This is a genomic window from Kitasatospora sp. NPDC049285, from assembly GCF_040678815.1.
Classification (GTDB): Bacteria; Actinomycetota; Actinomycetes; order Streptomycetales; family Streptomycetaceae; genus Kitasatospora.
Map to the genome: position 1 here is coordinate 10,720 of NZ_JBFAQR010000088.1, position 12,491 is coordinate 23,210.

Sequence of the window (12,491 nt, forward strand, 5' to 3'; positions counted from 1 at the left end):
TGATCGAATCAATCCCCAGATCCGTCTCCAGCTCCATCTCCGGCCGCAGCAGCTCCACCGGATAACCGGTCTTCTCCGCCACCACCGACAACACCACCGCCCCAAGAGCCAAGCCGATGCCGTCCGCGGCATCGGGCGCGGCGTCTGTCCTGGGAAGGTCGACGGCCGCGGGGGCGGGAGTCGTGGCCTGTTCACTCGGGCGGATCGGAACATTGACCGGCAGGGGGGAATCGAGCGATGCGTCGCGCTGCGGGGAAGCCACTGCGGAGGTGGATTCGCAGGCCGGTGCGACGACGCTCCCCGGGAGGGATGCCAGGCTCGCCAGCGAGTTCCCGGCCAAGGCCAGAAACGCCAGGTGGCTGTCGGTCATCGCGCGCTGGTAGGCGGCATGGGCCTCCGCCGTCTGCCGATCCGACTCCTGCAGGACTCTCAGCCACGGCTCTGTTGCGCCAGCTGCCGTCGGCGAGTGCGCCGGGCCCGGATCCGCGGCTCGCGGCATGGGATGTTGCTTCGGCGTGGGATCAGCCGCAGGCTCGGTCGTCGACGGTGCCGGCGGGGCGGGCGACCGGCGTACCTCTGCGGCTTCGACGAGGGAGGCGGGCAGAGCAGCGGAAGCCACCGCAGTCGGGCCCCCCGGCCGAAGGCCGTTCGAGGGTTCGGCGTTCGGTCCGGGCAGCGCGGCCGCGCCGGCCGACGGCGGATAGACCTTGCCGTAGTTGGCACCGCTGATTGTCACCGAAAGGCCGGGCCGCCTCGCAGGCTGTGGAACGGCCGGCGTGGTGTGGGCCCACAGCGAATCGAGGTCCAGGACGACGCCCTTGATGGCCAGCCTGCCGAGGGCGTCATGGAAGGCGGCCAAGCCGTCACGACGCTCCTGATCGAGACTGACCGCGAGATGCTCCCTGCCCTCCAGGATCTGCCCGATGAGTCCGGCGACCGCGCTCCCCGCGCCCACTTCGACGAAGGTGCGTACCCCCGCCTCGTACATGGCCTCGATCTCCCGGACGAAGTTGACCGGGCGGGCGAGATGGACCGACAGCCGTTCGCGGATGCCCGCCGGCTCCGCGGGATAGGGGTTGCCGTCGGCATTGCCGTAGACGTCGCATCGGGGCGGCTCCACCTCCACCCGCTGCAGGGAGTCGAGCAGCCCGGCACTCGCGGGCGCGACAAGAGGACTGTGGAAGGCCGTCGCGGCACGCAGCCGCCGCGCGGACACGCCCTCCGCGGCCAGCCTGTGCTCGAACCGGCTGACGGCTTCGGCCTCTCCCGAGACGACGACCTGGGTGGGAGCGTTGTGTGCGGAGATCCACAGGCCGTCGGAGAGGTCGGCATCCGTCAGCAGGTTCTCCACCGACTCCCGGGTAGCGGTGACCGCGAGCATGGTGCCACGGCACTCCGAGGCGTCCCGCATGAACTCCCCACGGCGCCGCGCCAGGTGGACGACGGTTCGCGCGTCCAGCGTCCCGGCGGCGTGCAGGGCCATGAGTTCGCCGAAGCTGTGGCCTCCGACGCAGTCGGGGGTGAGGCCGAGCCGTCGCAGCAGGCTCAGCTGGGCCAGGCTCTGCGCGGCGAGGGCGGGCTGTGCCCATTCGGTCGCGCCGAGGGCGGCCTGCTGCGCCGCCCTCGCGGTGTCGGTAAAGGCGGAGGGCGGGAAGACGACGCTTTGCAGCGTGCGGTCGGCCGACAGCACCCGCGCGGCCTCGGACCATGCCTGTCGCGCCTCGGGAAAGTGCGTCATGAGGTCGGATCCCATGCCGACGTACTGGGATCCCTGCCCGCTGAAGAGGAAGGCGACCTGGCCGGCCTCGGCGGGGCCGGTCGCGTAGGAGATGCCGGTCGGCAGGGAGAAAGAGCGGACCGGGGCGGATCGGACGGCACCGGCGAGGTGCTCCGACTTGGCCTCGAAGTCGTCGCGGTCGACGGCCACGACGGAGGCGCGGGCCGGGGCCTGCGCGTCGAACTCGCGCCAGGAACGCCGGGAGAGGGCGGTGAAGGACTCCTCCGCCCCGGCGAGCTCGCCGAGCCGGCGGACCAGGCCTGCCGCCGAGTCTGCGCTGATCAGCACGAGTTCGTTGGGGGCGGCGTGCAGCATCTGCGCCGTCCGCTCCGGCTCCTCCTGCGGCACGTACTCCTCCAGGGTGATGTGGAAATTGCTGCCACCGAAGCCGAAGCTGGACACGGATGCGCGTCGGGGATGATCACCGGCCGAGATCCACGGCCGCGGCCGGGGGTTGAGGTAGAAGGGGCTGTCCTCGAGGTTGAGGGCGGGATTGGGGCGGTCCACCTTGATCGTGGGCGGCAGCACCTTGTGGTGCAGGGCCAGTGCGGCCTTCAGGAGCCCGACAGCTCCGGCCGCGGCTTTGGTGTGCCCGATCTGGGACTTGACCGAGCCGAGCGCGCACCACTGGGAGTCGGTTCGGCCGGTGTCCCCGAAGACCTCGCGCAAGGCGGTGATCTCCGCCAGGTCCCCCGCGGTGGTGCCGGTGCCGTGCGCCTCGACGAGTTCGACGGTGTCTGGCGAGTACCCCGCCGCCTCGTACGCGCGCCGCAGCGCGCGCTCCTGGCCGGCCGGCAGGGGGGCGTAGATGGCGGTACTCCGGCCGTCGGAGGACGTGCCGATGCCCCGGATGACCGCGTAGATCCTGTTGCCGTCCCGCTCGGCGTCCTCCAGACGCCGAAGGGCGAACATCACCAGCCCCTCGCCGAGGACCGTCCCGTCGGCGCTGTCAGAGAAGGGCCGGCAGTCACCGGACCGGGACAGTGCCGGTGTCTTGCTGAAGCACATGTACATCAGGATGTCGTTGAGAGTGTCGACACCACCGGTGACCACCATGTCGGACCTGCCGAGCGCCAGTTCGTTGACGGCGTTCGAGATCGCGGCGAGCGAGCTGGCGCAGGCCGCGTCCGTGGTGCAGTTGGTCCCGTGGAGGTCGAAGCGGTTGGCGATACGCCCGGCGACCACGTTGCTGAGCAGGCCGGGGAAGGTCGCCTCCTGCCAGGGGACGTAGTGGTCGGCGATCCGGTCGCAGATTTCCTGCGCCTGCGACTCCGCGACGCCGTGCTCGCGCAGTGCCTTGAGCCAGACCGGGCGCTGCAGGCGGCTGCCCATGGTGGTCAGGAGTTCCAGTGGCGCTGCGCCGAGGATGACGCTCACCCGGTCGCGGTCCAGACCGGCCAGGTCCCCTCGGGTGGCGTCGGCCAGCACATGCTCGGCCACGATGAGGGAGAGCAGCTGGGTGGTGTCGGTTGCGGGCAGCGCGTTCGGCGGGATGCCGTAGGCAAGGGGGTCGAACGAGACCGGCGGCAGGAAGCCGCCGCGCTTGCCGTACGTCTTGTCGGCGGCCTGCGGATCGGCGTCGTAGTAGTCCTCGACCAGCCAGTGGCCGGACGGGACGTCAGTGATCATGTCCTTCCCGGACATGATCAGTTTCCAGAACTCCGCGGCGTCCCGGGCCCCCGGAACGAGGGCGGCGACACCGACGATGGCCACCGGCGGCAGGGACGGTGGTACGGATCCGGACATCGGGTGACTCCAAGGGAAGGGGGAGCGGAAGAGGCACGAGCGGGGCACTGCTCCCGGAGGGCGCAGCGCGTGGCTGCGCGGTCGATGGCCTCCGGGCCACCCCGTGGGGTGGTTGGGACGGCGAGGGGACGCACACCGGGGAGCGGAGCGGGTGACGCGCCGTTCGCCCGGGCGTCAGGCGAGTCGTCGGGGCCGGAAGGAGAAGGCGGCGGAGGGCACCGGCACGCCGTGGTTGCGGACCTGGTGCGCACGGCCGGCCACGGCGGCGCCCTCCATGAGGTTCCGGGCGATCTGAACGACCGTGCGGTTCTCGGGCTCCGCCAGGAAGCTGTCCGCGGTCCAGCGGTTGAAGGCGCCCATGGCCGGCCCGCACCAGATCTGGTAGTCGCTGCGCCGCTCGACGGTCCCCTGGATCGCCCAGCGGCTGGAGTTGCCGAGGTACCACCGGAACACCAGGGCCATCCGGTGCTTCGGGTCATGCTCTGCCCGGGTGAGCTGTGCGGGGTCCCGCCGCTGCCAGAACTCGCGGGTCGTGCGCCAGATCTCGTCGATCGGTGCCCGCAGCACGTCCTGTTCCAGGCGGGTTCTCGCCTCGGCCGGGATCGCCTCCAGGGACGGGTGTGCGGTGTAGAGGTTGTAGAGCTGCGCGGCCCGGGCCGGAAAGAGCGTGCCGCGCCGCAGCACCTGAAGCTTCACACCGAGCTCGAACATGTCGGCAGCGGGTGCCATGGTGACGTCGGCGAGGTCCGCTTGGGCGAGCATGGTCTTGGCGTCCTCGGAGAGGCCGGCCTCCCGCGCCGTCTGGTTCACCGACCCGGTGACGACGTACGCCGCGCCCAGCGCGAACGCGCCCGCGACGGCGGCGGGGGTGCCCAGTCCCCCGGCGGCGCCGATCCTGATCTGCCGGGCGAACCCGTGGCGCCGGGCGAGTACGTCCCGCAGGTCCGTGATCGCGGGGAGCAGAGCCGCCAGTGGCCGGTTGTCGGTGTGGCCGCCGCTGTCGGATTCCACGGTCACGTCGTCCGCCACCGGAACTCGCGCGGCCAGCTCCGCCTCCAGGGGGGTGATCTCGCCCCGCCGCAGCAGCACGTCCACGATGGCGCCTGGCGCGGGCGACATGAACTTCTCGGCGACCTCCGGCCGCGACACCTTGGCGAACACCTGTACCCTCCGGGCCACTTCCCCGCTGGGGAGCACCGTGAGACCCACGAGGGCGCAGCGGACGACGGCGGGGGTGAGGTCCATGAACGCCGAGGCGGATATCCGGGGCACCCCGGTGCGAATGAGAAGGTCCGCGACCCGTTCCTCGATTGCCGGCTCGTTCGGGGAGTGGATCAGGTTGACGCCCCAGTTCGTTCGCTCCCGGAGTCGTCCGGTGAGTTCGTCGACCCCCCGGGCAACCGCTTCGTATCCGAGGCCGCCGGCGCCGAAGAAGCCCATCATCTCGGCCTCCGCCATCGCGGTCACCATCTCGACGGTGGCGATCCCGTTGGCCATCTCTCCGGCCAGGTAGGGGAATCGCAGACGATGGGTCTCGCAGAACGACCGGTCGCCCAGCCACTCCGGGTAGAGAGCGGGCAGTGATCCGATGATCTCGAAGAGTGACTCGGGGAGTCCGTCGGCCGCGGAGGCGTCGGCCAGGCCCGGGCGTCCGGTCGACCGTTCTCGGACGAGGTGGACCGGTGTCCTGATGCGCTCGACGAGTTCCAGGACCTCGGACGGCGAGAACGCCGGAGCCGGTGCCGCCCCGTGACGTCCACTGCTCGTGAGAACCTGGCCGCCGGCTGACTGCCGCGTGGTCGACATGGAACTCTCCTGCCCTTCTGGGGTTGCTCGGTTCTTGCCGCTGACGGACTCCTGCCGCGCTGCCCGAGTCGGGCTCGCTCCTGCGGCGCTCGGAGGGGTGCGTCGGGGGCCCCGATCCGGCAGTCGCCGGCGACGTACGACGAGGTCACTGGTGCAACGGCGCCGGGGCACGGTTCGGTTCGGTCCGTTCCGCGATCCTTGGATCGGGCCACGGCTGCAACCGGTCGGGCAGCCTGTAGGGCCGGGCCACGCCTGCTCGGCGATGGTACGAAGCGCCCGTCCCGGATGAACTCGGGAGCTGCGACCGCCGTTTCAGACTGTGTACCGGCCCGTCGGCATCCCGGTGCTACGGTGCAGCCCTCAAATGCGGGAGACCGGCGGCGCGACGAAGTCGACCGCGGCTCCCTCGTGCTCCGCGTCCGATTGTGAGGATCATGGAAACGCGCGCGCGCAGTCGCCGATCCGAAGGCCCGTTCCACCATTCCACCGACCCGGACACGATCGATGTCTGCGGCCGTCTGGTGGTCGAACGCTATCTCTCGGACGGGTGGATCGTCCCGGAGAACATCGATGAGAGAACCGGCTGCCTGACCGTCGAGTTCGATCCCTGCGTCCCGCACTCGGAATACTTCCTGATCGCCGATCCGGTATCTGGCGAGCCGCAGGCGACCGGCCGATACATCACCGTTCCGATCGGCGCCCGAGGCGATGCCCAGCGGCTCCCCGTGGAGGCCGACTTCGAGCTCTTTAGCGCCACCCGGGAGCGCATCGGAGCAGCACGAATACTGGACCCGGGATCCGTCGTGGAGGTGTCCGGCCTGGCCCGGAAGCTCGGTGCCGAGGCGAGCATGCAGCGGCTCTACCGGGCGATGTGGCATCACGCGATCCGAGCGGGGTACCGGGTCCTTCTCATGCGTGTGGAGGCCGCGTTCGTGGAGCTGGCGTTCGCGAATTTCGGGAGGGTGTTCGAGCCGGCCGGCCCTGAGGTGGCGAGCTACCTGCGGCGCGGTCGGATCGTCCCCATGCTTTTCGAGCCGGCCACCTTCCTGCACGCCATGACCAGCCACATGCGGGGCCTGCGCGAACTCCACGGGGATCTCGTCGCGGACCAGTACCGCCAGGTCATCGACTTCTTCCTGGACGGACTCGAGGACCATGAGATCGCCCTCCTGGCAGCTCCCGACATCCCGCAGGCAGTCCGTCCGCGCTTCTGACCGCCGCCGTGAAAGGGCTGCCCCGCGTACGGACGTGACCGCGCGGGGCGGCCGGCGCGGCCGCTACGGCGCATCATTCCCCCAGGAGGGCAGCACATGACCGCCGATGCCGCCGCGGGTACCGGCGACCCCGGGACCGAGGCCCTGATCCGGATTGTCAGGGGGCGGCCCAGCCCCGAGGAACTCGCTGCGCTGATCGCCATCCTCGTAGCGGTCCGCGCGGCAACCGCCGCCGCGAGAGCGCAGAAAACACCCCAGGCGGCCCGCGACCGCGGCCCGGGGACTCGCATGCACCGGCGGCGCTTCGAAGGCCTGAACCGCTATCAGAGCCCATTCAGCTGGCACTGACCGGTACACCTGCAGTCGGCAGGCCGTAGAGGCCGTCAACCCGACCGGTACGCCCGAGCGGCGCCTGCGAAGCGGGTCGGCGTCCCGTCCGATCCCCCTGACGGGGCTGGGGCCCGTCTCACCGAGGCGGCGACGGCCGGACTATTGACGAGGGCGCTCCCAGCAGCTCGACCCGCACGAACTGCTGCTCGACACCCGGGCGATGCTCTCGGCGCCCGGCTTCCGGCAGACTCCGCGCGCCGGGCGGACCGAGCAGGCCCTGCGCTTCCCCGCTCCCGCGTCGGAGGTCCCGGTGACCATCGCCTGGGGCACCCGCGACCTGCTCCTGCCGAACGCCCAGGGGCGCCGGGCCCGCCGGGCCTTGCCGACGGCGCGCTTCGTCCCGCTGGTCGGCTGCGGTCACGTCCCGATGGGCGACGATCCCGCGCTGGTCGCCCGGGTCGTACTGGAGGGCAGCAACTCGCCCCTCCTACGCCGCGGAGAGCGAGCCGCGAGCGGGAACTGAGGGACTCACGACGGACTCCGTCCACCTGGGCCCCGCCCTGCCAGTGCTCATCGGCGCGGCCAGGGCGGGGCCCGATGCGTGACAGGCGATCCGGCCGGTGCCTCCGGCCCTCAGCCTCCCGGGCGGATCTCCAGGGTGCAGCACTTCACGCTGCCGCCGCCCTTGAGCAGCTCCGACAGGTCCACCCCCACCGGTCGGAAGCCGCGCTCGCGCAGCTGCTCCGCCAGTCCGGCCGCCGCCTCCGGCAGCACGACGTTGAGCCCGTCGCTCACCGCGTTGAGGCCGAACACCGCGGCGTCCGCCGCGTCCACGAGCAGGGCGTCGGGGAACAGCCGCTCCAGCACCGCCCGGCTGCCCGGTGAGAAGGCGGCCGGGTGGTACATGATCTCGTCGCCGTCGAGCACGCTCAGCGCCGTGTCCAGGTGGTAGTAGCGCGGGTCGACCAGCTCCAGCCCGATCACCGGGCGGCCGAAGAACTCCTGGGCCTCGCCGTGTCCTTCGACGGCACTGCGGAAGCCCTTGCCGGCCAGCACGTACGTCCCGGTGACCAGCAGGTCGCCCTCACCCTCGTTGACGTGCAGCGGGTCGTGCGTCTCCCGGTAGCCCCGGGCACGGAACCATCCCAGGTACGCAGGTCCTTCGGCGGCCCGTTCGGCGTTGCGGAAGCGGGCCCCGAGCACCCGGCCGTCCACCACGGTGGCGCCGTTCGCTGCGTACACCATGTCGGGCAGGCCCGGCAGCGGGGTGATCTGCTCGACCCGGTGGCCCAGGTCGGTGTAGAGCTCCACGAGTCGTTCCCACTGGGCGAGCGCGAGGGCGCCGTCCACGGGTTTCGCGGGATCCATCCACGGGTTGATCGAGTACGTGACGTCGAAGTAGGTGGGCCGGCACATCAGGTAGTGGCGGCGCAGGGCGGTACGAGTTCGAGTGGGGCGGTTCATATCGCTCCTCACGGCCGATCCGTGCACGCCGGTTCGAGCCCGGCCCGCCGCCGCCCCAGGGCGCCGGCTTCCGAAGATGGATCTCACTCCCCCGGTGCCCGTACGACAACTTCTGGCGACGCGGAACGCCACGATGCACAGGCCGTTCCTCCAAGGAACCGAGGCCTGCGCACCGCGCTGGGGAGCCGCCCTGATCCGCCTCGGACGGCGAATGCCGCCCGCGTCGAACCGGCAGCGGCACCGGCGCGTGATCTCGATAGAGACATGCCGGACTCCACGCCTGGCGGCCCGCACACCGCGGCCCCGCCGCTTGGGCCGGCCGACCGAGGAGGAGGGGTACGCATGGCTCACGACGCAGCGGAGTCCTACGGAACACAGCACGGCGGCGGCAACACTCCGGGCCTTCGTCCGGCACCCGGCCGGCACCCCGGCCCCGCCGCGCCGCCGGCTCCCGGCGCCCTGGTCGGCAAGACGGAGACGACGGTCGACATGGTCCTGCCGGTGCCGGGTCGGCCCGGCCAGTACTACGTCGTCCTCGGCGACAGCTACGCGCGCGTCACGCTGGCGCAGTCCCCGTCCGACAGGGACACCGCTCCCGAACCGAGGACTGCGGGCGGCGTGGCAGTCGGCCCCTACGGGAGTTCCGCGCACCGCGCGGAGACCCCCTCGGAGTGCGGCCACGACACGGACGGGGCGACGGCCGGCCGGGACGTACGCCTCCTCCAGACCGACGACACCGGCACATTCAGCGGCCTGGTGCACGCTCTGAACGCCATCGTGGGCGACAGCAACCGCTGACTGGTACGGGGGTGTCGTCACCATACGGCGAGCTGGAGGAGCCGCCGAGTCCTCGACCGGACGCGACACCTCCGACCGGCAATGACCGGAGGCACGCACTGTCCGTGCTCCGCGCCTCCGGCTCCGGGCTCTCCCAGGCCGACAGACGGCTCTTCCCGGCGGTCCCTGCCGACGCCTACGAACCCCGGTTCACAAGGGTGAGAACATGAGTTCAGACAGTACGGCCGACCCGGACGGGGGCCATCCGAGGCGTTGGGCGGCCCTGGCGGCTCTCTGCGCCTCGCTGGTGGTCGTCACCATCGACAACACGGTGCTCAACACCGCACTGCCCGCGCTCGCCTCCGCGCTCCGGGCCTCCACGGCCGACCTGCAGTGGATCAGCAACGCTTACACCCTGGTGTTCGCCGCAATGCTCATCACGGCCGGCTCCATCGGCTCCCGGATCGGACAACGCCGGTCCCTGATAGGCGGGTTGACCGTCTTCGCCGTGGGGTCGGCGATCGCGGCCATGGCCTCCTCCGCCGGTCAGCTGATCGGGCTGCGCGCCGTGATGGGGCTGGGCGCCGCCTTCGCGATGCCGGCCACCCTGGCCAGCATCGTGGCGCTGTTCGGCGAACGCGAGCGCCCCAAGGCGATCGCCGTCTGGTCGGCAACCTCCGGGATCGGCATCGTGATCGGCCCGGTGACCGGCGGTCTGCTGCTCGAACACTTCTCCTGGAGCAGCGTCTTCTGGATCAACGTACCTCTGGTCGCGGCCGCCCTGGCGGCCGTCCTGACCCTGCTTCCCGCGCTCCCGGGGCACCGGGTCGGCCGCGTCGACGTGCCCGGACTGCTCCTGTCCAGCAGCGGCCTGGCCGCGCTCGTCGACGTGATCATCCGAGGCCCCAGACACGGATGGCTGCCCGACGTCTCACTCGCCGAGGCCGGCGCCGCCACCGTCCTGCTGACCGCCTTCGCCTGGTGGGAGCTGCGGACCGAGCATCCGATGGTCGACGTCAGGATGTTCGCGATCCGGACCTTCAGTACGGCGGGTGTGGTCCTCGGCATCACCTTCTTCGCCCTGTTCGGCCTGCTGTTCGTCCTCACCCAGTTCCTCCAACTCGTGCACGGGTACAGTCCGCTGAAGGCGGGGCTCGGCGCGGTGCCGTTCGCCCTGGCGATGTCGGCCACCGCGGCCACCAGCGCACTGCTCACAAGGCGTTTCGGCAATCGCGCTACCATCGGCGGCGGTCTGACGGTGATGGCCCTCGGGCTCGGCGGCGTGTCGCTGGTCGACACCGGAACGCCGTACGCGCTCGTCGCCCTCGCGACGACCGTGGTCGGCGCCGGCATGGGGCTGATCATGGCACCGGCCAGCGCCACCACCGTCGGCGCCCTGCCGCGCGAGAAGGCTCCGATGGCGAGCTCGATCAACAGCGTGGTGCGGGAACTCGGTGGAGTGCTCGGCATCGCGGTGGTCGGCACCGCCGTGTCGGGCTCCTACCGCAATCACCTGGGCGCCGCCCTGCCGGGTACCACCGCGCCCGCCACCGACGACCTGACCTCCGCGCACGCGCTCGCAGCGCGGTTGCCCACGGAGCAGGGCGCCCGCCTGGTCACCGCGGCCGACCAGGCCTTCACCGCGGCCATGCACAACGGCACCTGGATCTGCACCGCGATCACCCTGCTGGGTGCTGCCGTCGCACTGTGGCGCCTCGGGGCCGTCACGCTCCTCCGGGCGACACGCGCGGGCCCGGAGCCCGGCACGGCGGAGAAGACGACGGCTCCGGCCACCGCCGGATGATCGGACCGGAACCGCCGTGAGCCGACACCCCGGCGGCCCGACAAGAGGACGGTGGCCCCGTACACCGGGCGGGGCAGGCACCCGTTCCGGGCCGTCCCCTCCGAGCGCAGGCCCCGCCTCCCGGCAGCTCCCGGATCGACCGGTTCCCGTCGGCGGGGTGGGAAAGCAGAAGATTACGCAAGTCCCGGGGGAGTCACAACAACATCATCATGTTCACCGGCCAGGACGTTTCCCAACTCTTCGAGGGAAGCATCGGGTTGGTGGACGCGCTCACCAAGAAGGTTGATGCTGCCGAGCAAGAAGGGGTAGCTCTCCGAGAGCTGTAAGGCAGGGGCGGATCCTTGCTCAGGGAGCCGCCCCTGTTCGCTCAGCCGTTCCAGATCGTTCCGGCCAGGAGGCCGTCGAAACCCAGCCCGGTCATGGCGTCATCGAAGGCGTCCCACTCGCGTTCGGGTGCGGTGAAGTGTTCGTCGAAGTCGTCGCGGGTGAGGTCGGGCTCGTGCCATTCGGCCGCGCAACGGCAGCGGACGAAGACTTGGTGGCGGACGTTGAGGAGGAGCCAGTCGCGGGTGGCGTCGCACTCCGGGCAGGTGGTGGTGATGCCACGTAGGAACGACCACAAGACACCCTGGTGCGAGAATGTTCCCAACCTGTCCAGATGACATCGAATCGACACCAACTTCCAAGGCTGAGTGCCGCCTTGCACTCGTCCGGATCGCGGTACACCGGGTGACGTGTGTACGTGCGTCCCACTACCTGCCCACGAGTTCGGCTGCGGTGGCGTCGACCCGTGCGACAGCCTGCTGGACGAGTTCAAGGGCCGCACCGAGCTCGGCGGGGTGATGGAAGCCGCTGGCGTTGAGCACGAAGGTGATCTGGTTCAGGTCGTTGCCGACGCGGGCCAGTTGAGCGCGGCTGCCGGCCAACTCGTCGATCGCGCGGTCGAGGCGGTCTTGCGGATCACTGGCACTCAGGCCGCGGGCGTCGTTGAGGGGGCTGGTGGCGCAGAAGCGGGCGACAGTCTGGCTGCGGTCAGCGGCGGCTCGGCGGATCTCTTCGTATTCGCTGGCGTTGTATCGGACGGTCACTCGGTGCGGGCGCTGCTGAGGGTCACGGTGGCGAAATGATTCCAACTAGCTTTTTTTATTTAATCACGTTTATTCAATTTTTAAAAAATTGAGTATTGATAAAAGAAGGAACTTTCTATAGAATGTAAAACGTAATAATTACTATTTACAAAAGAGAGGGTTCTTGAAATGGCGAAAATACCTGTAACTGTATTAAGTGGATATTTAGGGTCGGGCAAAACGACATTGCTTAATCATATATTAAAAAATAGAGAAGGGCGACGCATTGCTGTCATAGTCAATGATATGAGTGAAGTTAATATTGATAAGGATTTAGTAGCACAAGGTGGCGGCTTATCTAGAACAGATGAGAAATTAGTAGAACTTTCTAATGGATGCATATGTTGTACTTTAAGAGACGATTTGTTACGAGAAGTCGAGCGCTTAGTTCACAAAGGGGGTATCATCTCACGTGTTTTCATTCTTTTTCATTAAGTGAACTTTTG

General features: G+C 69.6%; 11 protein-coding genes. 6 read left to right on the forward strand and 5 right to left on the reverse strand.

The genetic code is table 11. From position 1 onward, the window contains the following. Window positions 1–3,490: beta-ketoacyl synthase N-terminal-like domain-containing protein (locus AB0K51_RS32320; RefSeq protein ID WP_363461414.1), on the reverse strand; the 3,490-nt coding region annotated here is incomplete at its 3' end. A gap of 207 nt (window positions 3,491–3,697) precedes the next feature. Further along, the gene (locus AB0K51_RS32325; protein WP_363461416.1) at window positions 3,698–5,329 is read right to left on the reverse strand and encodes a PfaD family polyunsaturated fatty acid/polyketide biosynthesis protein; all 1,632 of its coding nucleotides are present in this window, start codon (window positions 5,327–5,329) and stop codon (window positions 3,698–3,700) included. Between the two features lie 434 nt (window positions 5,330–5,763). On the opposite strand from AB0K51_RS32325, the gene AB0K51_RS32330 reads away from it, so the two are divergent. The 3 genes from AB0K51_RS32330 (at window position 5,764) to AB0K51_RS32340 (ending at window position 7,396) form a co-directional block, all read left to right on the forward strand. Beyond that, complete coding sequence (locus AB0K51_RS32330) at window positions 5,764–6,543, forward strand: hypothetical protein (protein WP_363461418.1); 780 nt, start codon at window positions 5,764–5,766, stop codon at window positions 6,541–6,543. 96 nt (window positions 6,544–6,639) lie between these two features. Further along, the gene (locus tag AB0K51_RS32335) at window positions 6,640–6,891 is read left to right on the forward strand and encodes an acyl-CoA carboxylase subunit epsilon (protein WP_363461420.1); all 252 of its coding nucleotides are present in this window, start codon (window positions 6,640–6,642) and stop codon (window positions 6,889–6,891) included. 202 nt (window positions 6,892–7,093) lie between these two features. Then, entirely contained in the window at window positions 7,094–7,396 is a 303-nt protein-coding gene (locus tag AB0K51_RS32340; protein WP_363461422.1) for a hypothetical protein, read from the forward strand. 110 nt (window positions 7,397–7,506) lie between these two features. Here the strand turns inward: AB0K51_RS32340 and ddaH are convergent, their stop codons facing one another. Further along, window positions 7,507–8,337, reverse strand: a complete 831-nt coding sequence (ddaH, locus tag AB0K51_RS32345) for a dimethylargininase (RefSeq protein WP_363461424.1) — start codon at window positions 8,335–8,337, stop codon at window positions 7,507–7,509. 342 nt (window positions 8,338–8,679) lie between these two features. On the opposite strand from ddaH, the gene AB0K51_RS32350 reads away from it, so the two are divergent. Together AB0K51_RS32350 and AB0K51_RS32355 are read left to right on the forward strand one after the other, a co-directional pair. Beyond that, the gene (locus AB0K51_RS32350; protein WP_363461426.1) at window positions 8,680–9,135 is read left to right on the forward strand and encodes a hypothetical protein; all 456 of its coding nucleotides are present in this window, start codon (window positions 8,680–8,682) and stop codon (window positions 9,133–9,135) included. A gap of 205 nt (window positions 9,136–9,340) precedes the next feature. Continuing rightward, entirely contained in the window at window positions 9,341–10,918 is a 1,578-nt protein-coding gene (locus tag AB0K51_RS32355; protein WP_363461427.1) for an MFS transporter, read from the forward strand. A gap of 367 nt (window positions 10,919–11,285) precedes the next feature. Here AB0K51_RS32355 and AB0K51_RS32360 read toward each other — a convergent pair whose 3' ends face one another. Next, on the reverse strand, window positions 11,286–11,594 hold the full coding sequence (locus tag AB0K51_RS32360) for a hypothetical protein (protein ID WP_363461433.1): 309 nt from the start codon (window positions 11,592–11,594) through the stop codon (window positions 11,286–11,288). 76 nt (window positions 11,595–11,670) lie between these two features. Further along, complete coding sequence (locus AB0K51_RS32365; protein WP_363461429.1) at window positions 11,671–12,006, reverse strand: hypothetical protein; 336 nt, start codon at window positions 12,004–12,006, stop codon at window positions 11,671–11,673. Between the two features lie 168 nt (window positions 12,007–12,174). Here AB0K51_RS32365 and AB0K51_RS32370 point away from each other — a divergent pair, with 168 nt between their 5' ends. Then, window positions 12,175–12,480, forward strand: coding sequence for a GTP-binding protein (locus AB0K51_RS32370; protein WP_363461431.1), 306 nt, complete (start codon window positions 12,175–12,177; stop codon window positions 12,478–12,480). Window positions 12,481–12,491 lie beyond the last annotated feature (11 nt).